The sequence below is a fragment of the Nitrosopumilus sp. b3 genome (assembly GCF_014078525.1).
Taxonomy (GTDB): Archaea; Thermoproteota; Nitrososphaeria; order Nitrososphaerales; family Nitrosopumilaceae; genus Nitrosopumilus.
This window is the reverse complement of the sequence record NZ_MU078698.1, coordinates 71,354-87,875: the sequence shown is the minus strand read 5'-3', so window position 1 is coordinate 87,875 and position 16,522 is coordinate 71,354. Positions and strand designations below refer to the sequence as shown.

Genomic DNA, 16,522 nt, shown 5'->3' with positions numbered 1-16,522 from the left:
AAAGAAGTCATTGTTAGAGAAGCCGTTCCAACATCTCAAGCAAAACCAACTTCACAAGAACAGTTTGGACCTCAAATTATTAGAAATATCTCAATTGATGATGATCCTATGAAAGGAAACCCTGACGCATCAATTAACATTATTGAATTTTCTGACTTTCAATGCCCATTCTGTGCAAAATTTCATGAAACAACCCTTCCGCAACTAGAAGAAAACTACATTTCTACAGGAAAAGTAAATTTTGTGTACCGAGACTTTCCAATCCAGAGTATTCACCCAAATGCGATTCCTGCTGCACTTGCATCAGAATGTGCTGATGATCAAGGAAAGTTCTGGGAGATGCATGATGAGATTTTCAAAAATCAGAGAATATGGCAAGATCTAGAAATTCTGCAATCTGTTGCCCTCTTCAAACAGTATGCATCTAATTTGGGACTTGATGAAAATGCGTTTGACTCATGCCTAGACTCTGGAAAATACCTTGATGAGATTACAAATGATCTTAATGATGGTCGTGCATATGGCGTAACTGGAACTCCCGGATTCTTTGTTGGAAATGAGGAAATTGGATTTACTAAAATCATCGGAGCCCAACCATTTTCTGCATTTCAGAGAGTAATTGATGAACAATTAGATGGATAAAAAAGAAATTTTTAGACTCGTAGAGAAACTAATTATTGTTATTGAAGAACAGGTAGGGATATTCTAATTTAGTGATGAGGAATTATTGTAAATCCTACCTATCTGATGTTTACATTTGTAAAGTTTAGTTGATAAATAGGAAAAGACTCTACTATATTTTGTGCCTCATGAGTTAGATGAAATAGATGTCGGAATAGTGGCCTCATTACAACAAGATGGAAGAAAATCATTTAGACAAATTGCAAGAGAGCTTCAAATCAGTACTCCTACAGTACAAGCAAGATATCAGCGATTAGTCAATATTGGTCTGATCAAATCCATCTCACCTGTAATTGATTCAACAAATCTTGCCACTGAAGAAAAAGAGAAACTTGAGATATGTGACTGTCATGGATCCCATGATATGTCTTTGAAATCTGGAATGTCTGTTCAAATAAAATGTGATTTGTGTGATGGTCCAATTGGTGAAAAACCTCATATCTTAAAATTTGCAAATTTTGAGAGATTTTTTTGTTGCAATACCTGTAAAACGCAGTATAAGGAAAAAAATAAAGGCAGGATTCAATCTATTACTGAAAAATTCCAAAAAGAGTCAAAAAATAAATTCTTAAAAGCTGTTGCTTCTATCACATCACTTTCAGTAATTGGCGCTGGCGTTTGTATTAATCACGGAATAGAACACATATTTCACTCTGCAACAAACTTGGCATAACTAGAATAATTTTACAATTGTAAAACACTATTGTTATCTATCTTGAAATTACAGTCTTTGTGTATTAGATTGTCCTATTCATTTAGTAACAGATCAAAAATTATGCTTGGAGGAGTAGTTTTTAGCATTGTATTGTTTGCTGCAATTTCTATAGCCCTTCTGTCTCCTGTATTAGCACAAGACAGCTCCTACTCCTCTGAGAACCATTCAATGGTTTATGAACCAGAACTTTTAGACAAAAGTTTTTCTCTTATTGAACTTTTTGAGCGTTCAGAATTTGGAGTGGTAAGTATATCTGTTACAAAAACAGATGAACATGGTGATTCTAACGGTGTAGGATCTGGTTTTGTATTTGATAAGGCAGGTCACATTATTACAAATAATCATGTGATAAAAAATGCAAAAAAAATATCTGTAACTTTTATTGACGGGACGTCTTATCGTGCAAAAGTTATAGGAACTGATCCTTATGCTGATATTGCAGTAATCAAATTAGATGTGAATTCTGAAAAACTTTATCCACTACCTATAGGTGATTCCTCAAACCTTAAAGTGGGAGAACAAATAGCTGCAATAGGAAATCCTTTCGGTTTATCAGGCTCGATGACTTCTGGTATTATCAGTCAATTAGGCAGGTTACTGCCTTCTGGATCTGGATTCTCAATTCCCGATGTTATTCAAACCGATACTGCAATAAATCCTGGAAATTCAGGTGGACCACTATTGAACATGAGAGGCGAGGTAGTTGGAATAAACACTGCAATTTATTCTAATGATGGTAGTTTTTCAGGCGTTGGATTCTCAATTCCTTCAAATGTTGTTCTTAAAGTTGTACCAAAATTAATCAAAGATGGGGAATTTCAACATCCTTGGGTTGGAATATCAACTGCAAACATAACTCCGGATCTTGCAGAAATTTTGAATTTAGATTATGCAAAAGGAGTTTTGGTTATAACAATAGTCAAAGACAGTCCTGCACACAAAGCTGATCTTAGAGGTTCATCAGAAACTGCTGTTGCTGATGGAATTGAATACACTGTAGGTGGAGATATTATTTTATCAATTGATGGAAATGAAGTAAGAAAGATTGATGACATATTAACTCATCTGCAACGTGAAAAAAATGTTGGGGATACATTGAATTTGGGAATATTGCGTGATGGAAAAGCAATTAATGTAATTTTAACTCTTGAAAAGAGACCTGACTCATAAAATGGTAATACACAAGTACTATGTTTTATTTTCTTTTTTGTTTCTAATAATACCTTTTAATTATATACAAGCATATGATGTTAGAATTCCTGAATGGGTTTTTACAGCATATGAGTTTTGGACTGAAGAAAAAATTTCAGATAATGAGTTTACTAATCTGTTAACATATTTGGAGAAATGGGGAATAGTTGAGTTTCCTTTAGATGAAAACTACGATATCGCAACAAATTTTTTACTCTACATTAATGAAACTCAAACTATAAAACAATTATCTTCTTGTAGTTCTGATTGGTATGTAACAGGTTATTTCATTCCTTTAGAACAAGAATTTTCTGAGAAATTCATTACTATTGTCATCAATGAAAAAATGAGAGAGTTTCGACAAGACTTTGTCGATACAATAAAAATAGAGGGCTGGGGTAAAACACTTTCTGGGGATTATTTGGGATGGTATGATGATTCATTTCATATTGCAAATAATGCATTAGACTTGGATGGAGAAATTCTCAAAGTAGGAAAAATAGCAGTAGATACTACAGTAATTTATCATGATGCTAAAGTGACAATTCCATCACTTCCGGAACCTTGGAATGAAACTATCTTTATTGCATCAGATGAAGGAACTGCCATCAAAGGAAAACATATTGACATATTCACAGGAGAAGGAAATAATGCAAAAGAAGAGGCATTCAGGATAACAGGATTCAACAATAAGGTATGCATAAATGATTGATAAAATGATACTTTTCTCGGCATTCTTTTCATTTATTATTATTCTTTTTATAGAATCTGATTTTGTAGAAGCAGTTCAAGACAATAAATTACAGAATGAGGGAAATCTTGAAAATACTATAGAAATATCATGTAATTGCATTGCTTTTAGACTAGATGATATTCAAGATTATTGGTTAGATGATATTCAAATTGAATTAATCAGGATATTTTACGAACGAGAAATCCCATTAACTTTAGGAGTTTTAGGAAAAAATTTTGGAAATGATGAAAAATTAATTTTAGAGATCAACAATATGGTCTTACAAAATTCCTTATTTGAGATAGCAAATCACGGATGGGAACATGAAGACTTTACAAAATTATCTGCAGATGATCAAAAAAAACTATTAAAAAAAACAAATGAAAAATTGCAAAGTTTTTTTGGAATATCTCCAGAAATTTTTATCCCACCATTTAACAACTTTGATGATGAGACAATTCAATCTATGAAGGCTGTTAATATGACTTATCTTAGCTCAAGTATTGTGAAGGGAGATAAACCACCTTTTCCCTTAAAAAATTCTAATTTTTACAGATTTCCCGAAACAGCTACTTTGGGAGAATATAGTTTTGATCTAGATAGATTTGTAGGAGTAAAAAAAGAGAAAGTTATAGAAGATATTGAAAAAAGTATTGATAATTACGGTTTTGCCGTGATAACTATGCATCCTCAAGAATTCTCTATGATAAAAGATGGGAAAAATGTGAATGAACTTAACATAGATCAAATAACTGAATTAAAAGAATTATTAGATGAAATTCAAGAATATAATATTAAATTTGTCACACTAGACAAAATTAATCAAAATTCAAAAGAGAATTCAATTCCTCAATGGATTAAAAATAATGCCGAATGGTGGGCAGCAGGAAAAATTGATGATCAGACATTTATCCAAAGTCTACAATATTTAGTCAAACAAGGAATTCTCATTATTCCTCAGAATTAATTTTCTCAAGTAATTCCTCTTTTTTTGGAATGCCTGTGAATTCTAATCTATCATCAATGACAATTCCTGGTGCAGTAAATATTGGATACTTTTCCAAGTATTCTGGTTTTTCTGTTACATCAATTATATCATATGGTATTTTCATCTCATCGAACATTTTTTCAACTACCTTGCAGTTTCCACAAGATGGCGTTGTAAGAATCTCTATCTTATGATTCATTTTCAAATTGTTCCGGATTATTCTCAAATGCCCACCTACAACTAGCACAGCAAAATCGATACTCCTTTCCATTGTGTGTTAATGTTTCTCCTTTCTTATCGATTTCCATTCCACATACTGGATCTTTCATATATTCACCCCCTTCAGTCTACGAACAGAACGTACAAAAATTGGACTCAATATCAGTATTGCCAACAAAGCATTGTAAAAGATTTTGAGATCAATACCTTCAACATGTCCATGATCATGTTCATGCTCCTCCATCTCAAATTCTGCAGGAATTGGAGTCATTTCAATGAGTGAGTTCCATCCTTTATGGATGAATGTTTCCTCGTACCACTCATGACCTTCTGGTAGTCCGTTGATAATCAAAAAGGCACCGATAATTATCAGCATCCAACCTGATGCCCTCTCAATTGATTCTCTTTTGACTGTGAGACTCTTTGTAGCATTAATTCCGATTACTGCAAGAACTGACATCAGTATCAAAGGAATTGCTCGTCCTACTCCATGAACTACTCCTAACGAAGCCCCTATCTCGATACTACCAGTACCTGCAATGTAAATTAAAAGCCAATAAAATAATGGATTAGGACAACCTACTCCTGCATTACCTAACAAAAGACCCATGAAAAATGATTTAGTGTATTCTCCACGCTTTTGAATAAACTTTGGAGTTCCTGAATATGATGGTAATTTTAGAGAAATTATTTTTAGTTGTGACAATCCAAAAACAAATGCCGCAATACCTGCAATCAAAAACATTACAGTTGATGCTTGATCCAATGATGCACTTTGTCCTATTGCTGCTATTGCTATGCCATAAACTGCAATAGTTATTGTTAATCCTAATCCAAAAAGCAGTGCCATGGATAATCCCTTCTTGTATCCTTTACCCATACTCAATGGGACAATGATGAAAACAAGTGGTAATGTGCATGGCAAAACAATCATGGACAGACCAGCTACATACGCAATCACTATCCATGAAAGATATGTTGCATGTTCTTTTCCATCAATAGTAATTACGGTTCCTAATGAAAATATAATTCCAAGAAAAATTAATGAAAATAATACAAATGAAATTATTACCATTGATTTTTTTGCAATCACTATTGAAGACATGTCATAATTTCATTATTTTGATACTTAACAAGTAGACTTTACAAATGACAAATAACTATTTCCTAATTAATTCCTGTTATTTTCTTGTTATAACATGGATTCAATTATTTTTTCAAATACTGAATAAGGTTGTGGACCGTTTACTTTCTCCTGAATACCTTCTGGCCCTATAATGAAAAACGTTGGAGTACCTATTACTCCGTTTCTTTGTGCCTCATTAGTGTTGAATTCGACTCGTTTCTGATATTTAGCAGAATCAAGACAACTGACAAACATATCCATGTTTAATCCAAGATTTGAGGCATATCCTTTCAAACTGTCTGAATTTGCCCATCCATTATCAATTGATAATTGATTAGAATACAAAAATCCATGATATTCCCAGTACTTTCCTTGCTCCTCTGCACAATAAGTTGCAATGGAGGCAGGTATGGAATCTTTTCCTAAGAATGCAATATCAACAAAAACTAATTTCACTTTTCCTGTATCTATGTAATTGGATTTGATGTCTGGTTTTGTATTGAGAAACCATTTTTTACAATTTGGACATTGATAATCTCCAAACTCAATTATGGTGATTGGTGCATTAGAGGAACCCATAATTGGTGAGGCAAGCGAGGTATCAACAGTACCAATTTTTCTATTCATGTCAAGATTTATGGATTCAGAATTAGGGTTCTGATAAAATAAAACAAGAACTACTATTATCATAGCTATACTTGATGCATAAATGAGATGTTTAGATTTCACTTTCTCTCTAAATCCTCCATTTTAATATTTTAAAAAAACTAGACATACTTAATCATCATACTTTACAAATGAAAATCTGATTTAGAATCTACTTACTTCCACAATAATTTTTCCTGTCATCCATGGATGTGGCTGGCAGTGATAAGGAACTTCTTGTGGTTCAGTAAATAAGAACTCATATGTATCCCCTGGTTTTAAGACTCCGTTAGAGCCAAAGTCTCCACTGTAACTATCAGTAGTTCTATGATCAGGAGTTACTGTATGCGCTGTATTGTCATTATTTTGCCAAATTACTTTGTTGCTAATCCCCAATAACACATTTGCATTATTTGGAACATAATTCTCATTTCCTTCAACAACAGCACCAGGAACAATTTTAATTTCAAAATTTTTATCCGGATTTAAAATTTCTTCAGATACGGATGGCTTTGCTAATGATTCTGGAAGATAAAATGAAGTGTAAAAGATAAAAACACCTGACATGCCAATTATTAATGCAATTACACCTATACCATATGCATGACTTGAAGTGTGAATATTCAATACAAAATTTATCAAACTAATATATTTAATATGAATACTTTACAATTGTAAATATTATAAAACTAAGAACGCTTCTTAGTTAGATATAACACTCCTACAATTATTCCAATACCTGCTGCCATGTAAAATGGAAACATTGCAAATACGTTCTTTGCAGGATTGCCAGAAAGAAATTCTACAATCATACTTCCAGAGTTTACTGCAGGAGGATCAGTAGAACCTTCCTTTCCATAAACTGAATACGAATCAATTGCAAATGTGCCAATATCCAAATTGGTTACTACAATTCTAGCTCCATTATTGACTGTTAGTCCTGCTCTATCAGTATATGATATGATAGATTTTGCTTGTGGATACCAGCCTCTATCAAGATCTTTATGAACTACAATATACCCTTCTTTTGGAGTTTGAACAGCTACCCAAAACTTTTTGTCAGGTTGAGATCCCATACCGACTTCAATAAATTCATCATGAGTCTCTTGATCGTATAATCTAAGAACTGCATTTCCGTTTGGATTTGCATATAGTAAATTATTATCAATAGTTACTTGCCAGCTAACAGCATGAACATCATCAAGGAATATCACTGGTGCTTCTCGCAATATTCGATTGAATTCATCTGAAGGAATATCTATTATATCTATAAGTAATGATGGATTTGTTAATTCCTGTGCAAATGCAGGAGNNNTTAGATACTTCACAAGCTAGAACAAATTTGATTGAATAAAAATCTAATCAACAAATGGTTTTCAATAAAAATTATTTTTATCATTAATTTTTTCAGGATTATTTTTGAAAATTAATATTGTGATTTTTTATTAGTTAATAATTTTACAACTGTAAAGTATAGACATTAAATATATTTTTGATATACCCTTTACATGCTTTGTAACTTTGTTCGTTTCAACATGTTATTGAGCAAAAACATTTTGAAGGGATTTTTTATGGAATTCTAGTCCTAGAAGGAATTCCCCTCTTCAAAATTTTCCTTTTTTCGACTTTGCATTTGTAAAGTATATATTTTTAATATCAAAAATACATTGAAAAATATAGAATGATAAATCAATCTGTTTGGATAGGAATAACCGTTGGCGTATTCTTTGTGGGTTTGGTAGTTGGAATTGGTGTTTTTTCAAATACAATGAATATTGGCAATATGCCAATGCAAAACCAACAAACAATGATGATGCAAGATTCCCAATTTAGACAGGATATGATGGATTCTATAATGCAGGATTCTGATACCATGAAAACATGGATGCAAAATACTCAGCATGCAGAAGATATGGGAATAATGATGAGGGAAAATCATGATTTTGCTATGCAAATGATGTCTACCATAATTGAAGATCCAAGTATACGATTGCAGATGTTAGGTCACTTGACAGAAAATCAAGAGGCCATGGAACAAATGAGAGGTATGATGGGTTCTGGAATGATGACAAGTAGCATGACTGAAGGTATGATGAATTCTGGAATGCAAGGTATGATGAATAAAGACATGATGATGCAAATGATGCAAGATCCAGAAACAAGAGAAAAAATGATTCAGATAATGTCTACACATGTTAATGAAATGCAAAATTTACTATCTTTGGAACTAACAGATGAAGAATTTAATATAGAAATGACGGATTTGATGCAAAAACATATGGACGAAATGCAAGATCTAATGTCTAAACAACCTATGCATCAATCAATGAAATAGCAGAAAATAATCATGAAAAAGACAACCAAAGTTGGTTTAACTGTAATCCCTATTGCAATATTGATTGCAATGTTTTTGATCTTATTTCCATTTGAATATTCGATTTCATTTACATCTGAAAGTGAACCTGATAAAATTTCTATAGAGACAAATTTGGATATTCTATCTTCTACAACTTCTCCTGTAATTGGCTTTCCTGACGCATTAGTAACTATAATTGCATTCAATGACTATCAATGTCAAAATTGCAAATTGTGGTATGAAAATGATTATCCTGAAATTTCAAAAACTTTGATTGAAACTCAGAAAGCAAATATTGTGTTTGTAGATTCATTACCTCTGGGAAGTAATTCTATTTTGATGTCTGAGGCGACACTTTGTGCCAATGATCAAAACATGTATTCAGAATATCAAAAACTATTGTTTACATCACAAGAAAAAATAGATAGTTGGGGAAAACCTACACAATTAAAGGAATTTGCAATGGAATTAGGTCTTGATTTGGGATTATTTGAAGAATGTTTGGATTCTAGAAAATATGAAAATGATATATCATCAAACATTGAATATTCAAAAAATTTTGGAGTAGAAAAAATCCCATTATTCAAAATTGTTAATTTTGAAGGAAATGAACATATTCTCAAAGGCGGACTTTCAAAGAATGTTTTTGAAAGTACGGTAGACCGATTCCAATAATATATTTTTAGATTACGTGATTAATACCAAACACAGTTTCTTTTTTCATGTATTTCTCTTCTAGCTTTATTTCCTCTTGGTGTAATGCGTAATTTTACACTACAACAAGGGCATCTCACTCCTGCATATGTTAGAAATTCTTCACATACTGGACACATTTTTTGCCCATTTTCATATCTGTGTCGCCCTTCATACCCTATAGCTTTGAATTTAACACAAATTCCTTTACATGTACTTACCATGTTATAGTTACTTGGATATTTTTTCGATATTTAACTAGGCTATGTTACATTTGTAAAGTGAATTAAATTAATACATGTTAATCATAAATTATACAATTGAAAATTAATAAAAAAACAATTATTTTACTTGGATTAATTTGGTTCATCATAACATTACCATTACCTTGGATTGTTAACAATCCTGACGTTTCGGAATCTTCTTTTTTTACAATATTGGGAATAATTGGAATCATGTCTATTCCATTTGTAATGTTGGGAGTTGCTTGGAGTCTAAAGCCCGAATTAACAACTTGATTTCTTTACAGTTGTAAACTTACATCATTAAGTATGATTTGATTTTTTCTTAAGTGTATTGATTTCTATCATAAAAAATTAAAAAATATTATTATGGTTTTGATTAAAAAATGAATAAATTAAAAATTAAAAATAATTTTGTAACACGACACCTGCTAATAGGGACAATTGCAATTTCTCTAACATTTGTTTTTTGGTTAGCTCACTATGACTGGAATGAAGATATGAGATTATGGCGTGCTTTTGGTGATGCCGGGTATTCATTACTCTTTATGACTCTGATTATTGGGCCATTAAGTAAATTGTGGTCACATTCAATTTTTTTACTTTCATGGAGAAGAGAAATTGGAATCTGGTTTGCAGTATTGGCAATCATTCATGGCATCTTAATTGCAAATGGATGGGCAAATTGGGATGTTGCAAAGTTTTTTGGATATGAGTTTATTCCTCAATTAGGCAGAATTGCACGATTAGAACCTGGGTTTGGACTTGCAAATACATTAGGATTTGTAGCATTTTTGTGGATTGTAATTCTGGCCATTACTTCATCCAATAGAGCAATGAAATGGTTAGGTGCATCATCTTGGAAATGGATTCACACTGGCTCGCATATTGTTTTTTATCTTGTTGCCATTCATACATCATATTTTCTTTTTATTCACTATACAGAATCTTTTCACAAAACAGTACCTCCTCAAAGCACATTTGTAATACCATTTATTCTAATGAGCATTACTGTTCTTGCTTTACAAATTTCCTCTTACATCAAAGTTGTAAGAGCAAGAAATAGAAGAATTGTCCAAAAATAACATTATGTTTTCTAGTTTTTGTGAAATTCCTATTGATTATTATATAAAAAATGAAAACTGATGGTACTTTGAAGATTTATCCATTATTATTCTGTTTATTATTTTAACAAAATAATGTCTTACTGTATGTTTTGTAATTTCTTGTATCTATGAATTTCATTATGATCTGAAGATATTTCTATTACAAATTAGTCAGAATTTTTTGAAGTATGTTTCATCGAATCTTGGATTTCTTTAAGCTTTGACAAAATATTTTCTTTGTCTTCTTTACTAGTTTCTTCCAATTTTTGAATTCTTTTCATAATCTTTTCATGTTGTTCTTCGTTTGTCATGTCTTGTTTTCCATGAATAAGTCGTGTACGAATTAATGATGCACCAATAGTAGAAATAAAAATTCCCAATATTGAAATTCCAATAAACATAAAGACAACACCAATCATTCTTCCCAAATCTGTTATTGGGACCACATCCCCATAACCAACTGTAGTAACAGTAGCTGCTGTCCACCATATCGCATCAAGCATTGTTTTAATCTCTGAATCTTCATGTGGCGATTCAATTAGAAAAATCACTACAGTTCCTATCAGCAGTATCCCTGCTGATATTACAAGTAGGTGAACTAACATGTGCAAATTATCATATCTCCATTGATCATATTTCTAGGATCTTTTGCCAAGCCATTTTGTTACATCAGGCCATAATTTCGCATGGGCTTTTTTGCTTATGCACAAGCCTACATGCCCTGTTGGAAATTCAATTAATTGCTTATCTGTACTTTGGATGTTGTTCATAACGGATCTGCTGGATTCCGGAGGCACCAAGTCATCCTTTAATCCAACAATATTAAGAACTGGCATAGTTAGATTGTTTAGGTCAATTTTTTCAGAACCTACGTTTAATTCGTTTTTGATCAGTAAATTCTTCTTGTAAATTTTATTTACAATCTCCCTGTAAATCTCCCCTATGATAGGTCTGCTGTCATACAGCCATGTTTCAATTGCAAAAAATTGCATTATTTCTTCAGGATTTCGTGGTTTGCTAAAAAATGTCCAGTACTTTAAAACTGCATCAACAGGATTTCTTAAAATAAATGCCATGTTGATCAAAGATCCTGGCACATTTCCTAGAGTATCTACAAGATGATCAGCATCAATATGTCTTGTAAAGTTTTCAATGACAGTATCTGATTTTTCAAAATCTATAGGAGTGGCATGAAGAATCAAATTCTTTACTATTTCTGGATGTATTGATGCGTAACCTAATGCAAAAATTCCGCCCCAGCAATAACCAAAAAGAGATATCTTCTGTTGACCAGATACCTCCAGTACTTTCTTTACTGATTCATCTACGCAGTGTTGTATGTGATCTTCAAGTGTCATTTTTTTAATAGAAGAGTCAGGCGTTGCCCAATCAGTAGCATAAACATCAAAACCCTGTTCCAACAAATTTTTAATCACACTTACCTTTGGAAATAAATCTAAAATGTAATGTCTGTTAATCAATGAATACACAACAAGTATTGGAGTTGCAAATCTTTTTTTGACTATTGGTTTGTAGTGAATAATCTGAAATCCGTCATGCATTTTGATTATCTCAGATGGACTTCTGTTGATGTTATCACGCATAGGCTCTAGCAGTTTATTCCAAGCTGCAAAATTATCCATAAAATTCTGATAAGAACGATTTATTCCAAAATATTTGAAGAGGGATAATGTGGCATCTAAATAGTCTGCAAGACTAGAACAAAATTTCTCTTTTCGGAGTTCTCCACGTAAGGTTTTATCAAAAGACTTTCGTGTGACATCTATTGTTTCTTTTGAAATTCTCTTATTTGGTATAGAACTTGATGATTTTGAGATTGAATTAAAAAAAGATGAATAGTATTCTAAGGAAAAAGTATTCCACTTTGATAAATAATCATAGTATTGTGTGGTGAAGCTCTGTTTTTGCATGTTCAGTATCCATTTTTAGGGTATACATGTTGCACTAACAACAACCACCCCTAGGTTTGTCATGTTTTTCTTTTGCTTTTTTCTCCAAATATTTTTCAACACATGTATTTGAACAAAAATGTTTTCTAAATCTTTTGATGCTAGATTCATCTGCATCCATTCCACATATTGGACAATGTTTTTTGAATCCAAACATTATATTTGCACCTCAAACATATCCATTAATCCTCTCTGTTGGTAATTAATACAACTGATGATTTCCATATTTGATTTCATTTCTAAATTAGAAATTATCATATTTCAATACTGTGTTTTACAATTGTAAAGTTTTTTTAATTTTGTGAAAAACATATTGAAAGTTATTAAAAATGCGTTCAAACCAAATAAAGAAATTCCGATATATCTTGATATTATGTTTTGTCTGAACAATATTAAATCAAAATGACCGTTGCTGTTTCTAAATCATCTTCAGATGTATTGTGGAAGTTAAAAATTCTCACATTCACTTCTGGTGCAATCATAATGGCATTGGAGATCGTTACAAGTAGAATTCTAACTCCTTTCTTTGGTAGTACCATTTACACATGGGGAAGTCTTATTGGAATAATTTTGAGTGGCTTAAGTTTAGGTTATTTTTTGGGAGGTCGAGTATCAGATAATAATCCAAAACTTGAGAAGATTTGTGCAATTGTTTTTTCAGTTGGATTGTTTATTGTAGGGATTCCATTTTTTGCTTCCACTATTCTTGATTTTTCTATGACTGCTTTCCCTGTAACTCAATACACTCCTTTAATTGCAACCTTTTTGTTGTTGATGCTTCCATCTGTTTTACTTGGATTTGTTTCTCCATATGTGATTAAGCTTGGAACAAACACATTACAAAACATTGGAAATGTTTCAGGCAATCTCTATTCTCTTGCTACTGTAGGCAGTATTTTTGGTACATTTGTAACCGTCTTTGTTTTGATTCCAAGTCTTACAGTAAATCAGATAATTTTTGGATTAGGAATTATATTGATTACAAGCTCATTAATTGGTCTAAAAATTACGCCTAAAATCATTGCAGTTGCAATAGTAATTGTTTTGATTGTGCCTTGGTCTTCATTATCTGTACACCCATTTCCACATAATGGTATTCTTATCTATGAACAAGATACTCTCTTCAGTCATTTAGATGTTGTAGAATTTGGGGATAATCGGAGTTTGTATCTTGATGGTATGAGACATAGCTCAATGAATTTGAATGATCCTCTTGATTTGGTAATAGATTATACCGAGTATTTTCATCTAGGAATGTTGTTTAATCCTACAGCAACAAATGTTCTATTTATTGGTGGAGGTGGATTTACAGGTCCCAAAAATTTTCTTGAATTATATCCTGATACAAAAATAGATGTCATTGAAATTGATTCAGATGTAATTGAGACCGCAAAGACATATTTTTACTTGAAAGATGATTCAAGACTTCAAATATTCAATGATGATGCACGAAATCATCTTTCGACATTTGACAAGAAATATGATTTGATTATTCTAGATGCATATTCCTCAAACTATGTTCCATATCATTTGATGACCAGTGAATTCTTTGAGACTATTGAAGATCGACTTGAATCAGATGGTATTATTATATCCAATTTCATTGGTTCTCTTGAAGGGAATCATTCTCAATTGATTAGATCTATCTATAAAACAATGAAAGAAACATTTCCTGTATCATATGTTTTCCCAACAGAAGTAAGACCTACAAACGTTCAAAACATAATGATAGTTTCATCAAATAATCCATATCTCTTTGATAGGATGGAATTTTTGGATAGAGCAAAAAACAGTCCATCGGATTATCTTGTAAATGAGCTAAGCAAACAAGAACATTTCTATCAAGGAGTTATCGATACATCAGATGTTCCATTTTTAACTGATCAGTACAATCCATCTGAAGTTCTAATAAATCCCATCACAGGTAGGATCTATGATGAAAAATCTCAAATCAAACAAATTGAAAAAAACAATACAATGGAAGATTCTACTAATCTAACATTAGGAATAATACTATCCAGTATTGCAGGGATTTGGTTACTTTATTTTAAAAATAAAATTTGGTCAAATAAGAATCTCTCCAACTAAATCTTGCAATCTTTTTAATCTAGGTAAGGAAATGTGTGTTTTTCTAGAAAGTTGCTTCAAGTCAGCAGTCAAAAGATCCTTTGCAATCATAAATTTGATGTCAGAAAATGCCCTTAACTCTATTTTATTGAGATTTAACAGTGTAATTGGATACAATCCTTTCTTGTCAATCATTTTTTCTAAACTTTCTCCTGAAGGGTGTTTCCAACATAACAAATTTTGGCCTATGCAAGTAGCATACTCAAGTGCATCATCGGATAATTTTGTGTTACATGATAGAATCTCTTCATCAAAATTCTCACGTAAGTCTAAAAATCTTGCATGTGTGTAAAGAGACTCCTTTAGGCTTGTATGTATTCCCCTTCTGTGATGATATTTGCATTCTACCATGAATCTTTTGTCTTTTAGTTTAGCAATCACGTCTATCTCATGCTTTCCACATTTTCCATGGATTTCTTTACGAACTCCTTCAATTTCATAACCATAATTTGAAAGAATTTGACTGATAAATGACTCAAAAGGAAAACCTGCTGGTCCCATTTTCATTATTGACTCTTTTAATCTATATTTGTGACTGATAATGTTGCCTCTGTTAATTTTTGAAATATTTTTCAGTACAATTCTATACACATCTTTTGTACTAAATCCACTATGAATCAAATTCATCGTGTCATTAGCAATTTTTTTGGCATCTTTTCTACTTGTACCAGCCCTAACACATGTTCTGATTATTTTGTTAGGATCGAAAAGAACTCTACGTCCATCTGCCTTAATAATGTGAATTTTTTTCATTGAGAAACCTTTGGTGTTTCTGCCTTAAATGCGATAATTCCTCCAATTATTCCAATTACTCCTCCAACAAAAAATCCCCCCATCTCGATAATGCTAACTGCAGAAAAAACAATAACAATAACCCCTAACATTTTTGTCACTTTGAATTTTCTCATTAGTATTCCTGCTACAGTGACAAAAGTACCACATATACTCAAGGCTAAAATAATGGTTTCAAGATTTGGTGTGAGAAGTTTTGTGGGGCCTAACATCCAAGTCAAATTAGATGATAATGCCAAATGCCATTGTGATATTACAATTCCTGAAAGTAAAATCAAAACTCCAGCAATTATTGAAAGTTGATAACTCCACACTTCGTATTTTGTTTTCTTTGTAAGGGTCATTATTTTTTAAACTATCTTACAATTAACACTGGGCAATGAACTTGTTGTGAAACCCCATTTGCAACGCTTCCAAGCAAAACTTTTTTCCATCCTGTTAATCCATGAGATCCCATTACAACAAGATCAACTTTGTTTGCTTTTGCATATGTAACTAGTTGTTTTACTGTTGAATCTGTAATGAATACATCAATAGAAGTGGAAATTCCTGCTTTTTTTGCGTCATCTTTTAGTTCAGACATTTTATCCCCTATGATATTTTTTGCAGTTTTAAAAATTTCTTTATTTATGCCGTTATTCAAATAACTCGCTCCTGTATCTGCATGACTTAGACATGAAACCACATTGATTTTAGAATCATATTTTTTTGCCACATCTAATGCAATCTTAAATGCATGATTGGAATATTTTGACCCATCCCATGGCACTAAAATATTTTGGAACAACATGATTGAATGCTTTTGTCTGAAGTTAATTTAATGCTTTTATGATTATCGTCATTGACATCAAATCAACTTTACAATTGTAAAACACAGTATTGAAATATGATAATTTCTAATTTAGAAATGAAATCAAATATGAAAATCATCATTTGTG

22 protein-coding genes and 1 pseudogene are annotated in these 16,522 nt (G+C 31.9%); 10 read left to right on the top strand and 13 right to left on the bottom strand.

The window, feature by feature from the left end; all coding sequences use genetic code 11:
- From C6990_RS10640 to C6990_RS10620, 5 genes are all read left to right on the top strand, one after another.
- A partial coding sequence (locus C6990_RS10640; protein ID WP_182131233.1) for a DsbA family protein occupies nt 1–642 on the top strand: 642 nt, incomplete at its 5' end.
- Between the two features lie 160 nt (nt 643–802).
- Entirely contained in the window at nt 803–1,354 is a 552-nt protein-coding gene (locus C6990_RS10635; protein ID WP_182131231.1) for an AsnC family transcriptional regulator, read from the top strand.
- Nucleotides 1,355–1,423: 69 nt separating this feature from the next.
- Nucleotides 1,424–2,566: a S1C family serine protease gene (locus C6990_RS10630; protein WP_255465451.1), complete on the top strand. Its 1,143-nt coding sequence runs from the start codon at nt 1,424–1,426 to the stop codon at nt 2,564–2,566.
- A 1-nt stretch (nt 2,567) separates the two neighbouring features.
- Complete coding sequence (locus tag C6990_RS10625; protein ID WP_182131229.1) at nt 2,568–3,299, top strand: 3D domain-containing protein; 732 nt, start codon at nt 2,568–2,570, stop codon at nt 3,297–3,299.
- Nucleotides 3,292–4,287, top strand: coding sequence for a polysaccharide deacetylase family protein (locus C6990_RS10620; protein WP_182131227.1), 996 nt, complete (start codon nt 3,292–3,294; stop codon nt 4,285–4,287). Before C6990_RS10625 ends, C6990_RS10620 begins: the two co-directional genes overlap by 8 nt.
- Here the strand turns inward: C6990_RS10620 and C6990_RS10615 are convergent.
- The 6 genes and pseudogenes from C6990_RS10615 to C6990_RS11125 form a co-directional block, all read right to left on the bottom strand.
- Nucleotides 4,271–4,507, bottom strand: a complete 237-nt coding sequence (locus tag C6990_RS10615) for a glutaredoxin family protein (protein ID WP_182131225.1) — start codon at nt 4,505–4,507, stop codon at nt 4,271–4,273. The genes C6990_RS10620 and C6990_RS10615 overlap by 17 nt on opposite strands.
- Complete coding sequence (locus tag C6990_RS10610) at nt 4,497–4,637, bottom strand: YHS domain-containing protein (protein WP_182131223.1); 141 nt, start codon at nt 4,635–4,637, stop codon at nt 4,497–4,499. Before C6990_RS10610 ends, C6990_RS10615 begins: the two co-directional genes overlap by 11 nt.
- Nucleotides 4,634–5,632 carry a cytochrome c biogenesis CcdA family protein gene (locus C6990_RS10605; RefSeq protein ID WP_182131221.1) on the bottom strand — a complete coding sequence of 333 codons (999 nt, stop codon included), beginning with the start codon at nt 5,630–5,632 and terminating at the stop codon, nt 4,634–4,636. The genes C6990_RS10610 and C6990_RS10605 overlap by 4 nt, the downstream gene beginning before the upstream one ends.
- An 87-nt stretch (nt 5,633–5,719) precedes the next feature.
- Nucleotides 5,720–6,382: a DsbA family protein gene (locus tag C6990_RS10600; protein WP_255465450.1), complete on the bottom strand. Its 663-nt coding sequence runs from the start codon at nt 6,380–6,382 to the stop codon at nt 5,720–5,722.
- 81 nt (nt 6,383–6,463) lie between these two features.
- Complete coding sequence (locus tag C6990_RS10595) at nt 6,464–6,925, bottom strand: cupredoxin domain-containing protein (protein ID WP_182131219.1); 462 nt, start codon at nt 6,923–6,925, stop codon at nt 6,464–6,466.
- A gap of 62 nt (nt 6,926–6,987) precedes the next feature.
- Nucleotides 6,988–7,610 (bottom strand): annotated as a pseudogene (locus C6990_RS11125) (hypothetical protein); the annotation flags it as partial.
- A gap of 369 nt (nt 7,611–7,979) precedes the next feature.
- On the opposite strand from C6990_RS11125, the gene C6990_RS10585 reads away from it, so the two are divergent.
- On the top strand, nt 7,980–8,633 hold the full coding sequence (locus tag C6990_RS10585; protein WP_182131215.1) for a hypothetical protein: 654 nt from the start codon (nt 7,980–7,982) through the stop codon (nt 8,631–8,633).
- A gap of 12 nt (nt 8,634–8,645) precedes the next feature.
- Nucleotides 8,646–9,329 (top strand): DsbA family protein, encoded by a 684-nt coding sequence (locus C6990_RS10580; RefSeq protein WP_182131213.1) that lies wholly within the window; start codon nt 8,646–8,648, stop codon nt 9,327–9,329.
- Nucleotides 9,330–9,349: 20 nt separating this feature from the next.
- Here C6990_RS10580 and C6990_RS10575 read toward each other — a convergent pair whose 3' ends face one another.
- Nucleotides 9,350–9,571: a hypothetical protein gene (locus C6990_RS10575; protein WP_182131211.1), complete on the bottom strand. Its 222-nt coding sequence runs from the start codon at nt 9,569–9,571 to the stop codon at nt 9,350–9,352.
- A gap of 90 nt (nt 9,572–9,661) precedes the next feature.
- Between C6990_RS10575 and C6990_RS10570 the strand changes: the two genes are divergently transcribed.
- Together C6990_RS10570 and C6990_RS10565 are read left to right on the top strand one after the other, a co-directional pair.
- Nucleotides 9,662–9,865, top strand: coding sequence for a hypothetical protein (locus tag C6990_RS10570; RefSeq protein WP_182131245.1), 204 nt, complete (start codon nt 9,662–9,664; stop codon nt 9,863–9,865).
- 110 nt (nt 9,866–9,975) lie between these two features.
- Complete coding sequence (locus C6990_RS10565; RefSeq protein WP_182131209.1) at nt 9,976–10,674, top strand: ferric reductase-like transmembrane domain-containing protein; 699 nt, start codon at nt 9,976–9,978, stop codon at nt 10,672–10,674.
- A gap of 188 nt (nt 10,675–10,862) precedes the next feature.
- Here the strand turns inward: C6990_RS10565 and C6990_RS10560 are convergent, their stop codons facing one another.
- Genes C6990_RS10560 through C6990_RS10550 form a run of 3 tightly spaced genes read right to left on the bottom strand, consistent with a single transcriptional unit; the run spans nt 10,863 to nt 12,822 of the window.
- Nucleotides 10,863–11,300, bottom strand: coding sequence for a potassium channel family protein (locus tag C6990_RS10560; protein WP_182131202.1), 438 nt, complete (start codon nt 11,298–11,300; stop codon nt 10,863–10,865).
- A 33-nt stretch (nt 11,301–11,333) separates the two neighbouring features.
- The gene (locus C6990_RS10555; RefSeq protein ID WP_182131200.1) at nt 11,334–12,626 is read right to left on the bottom strand and encodes an alpha/beta fold hydrolase; all 1,293 of its coding nucleotides are present in this window, start codon (nt 12,624–12,626) and stop codon (nt 11,334–11,336) included.
- Between the two features lie 34 nt (nt 12,627–12,660).
- Nucleotides 12,661–12,822 carry a hypothetical protein gene (locus C6990_RS10550; protein WP_182131198.1) on the bottom strand — a complete coding sequence of 54 codons (162 nt, stop codon included), beginning with the start codon at nt 12,820–12,822 and terminating at the stop codon, nt 12,661–12,663.
- 245 nt (nt 12,823–13,067) lie between these two features.
- Between C6990_RS10550 and C6990_RS10545 the strand changes: the two genes are divergently transcribed.
- Nucleotides 13,068–14,753: a spermidine synthase gene (locus C6990_RS10545; protein WP_182131196.1), complete on the top strand. Its 1,686-nt coding sequence runs from the start codon at nt 13,068–13,070 to the stop codon at nt 14,751–14,753.
- Here C6990_RS10545 and C6990_RS10540 read toward each other — a convergent pair.
- The 3 genes from C6990_RS10540 to C6990_RS10530 are packed head-to-tail and all read right to left on the bottom strand — an operon-like array spanning nt 14,730 to nt 16,374.
- Entirely contained in the window at nt 14,730–15,545 is an 816-nt protein-coding gene (locus C6990_RS10540) for an ATP cone domain-containing protein (RefSeq protein WP_220463384.1), read from the bottom strand. The genes C6990_RS10545 and C6990_RS10540 overlap by 24 nt on opposite strands.
- A complete protein-coding gene (locus C6990_RS10535; protein ID WP_182131194.1) occupies nt 15,542–15,928 on the bottom strand; it encodes a DUF6114 domain-containing protein in 387 nt (128 codons plus the stop codon). The genes C6990_RS10540 and C6990_RS10535 overlap by 4 nt, the downstream gene beginning before the upstream one ends.
- 11 nt (nt 15,929–15,939) lie before the next feature.
- Nucleotides 15,940–16,374, bottom strand: coding sequence for a universal stress protein (locus C6990_RS10530; RefSeq protein WP_182131192.1), 435 nt, complete (start codon nt 16,372–16,374; stop codon nt 15,940–15,942).
- Between the last annotated feature and the right edge of the window lie 148 nt (nt 16,375–16,522).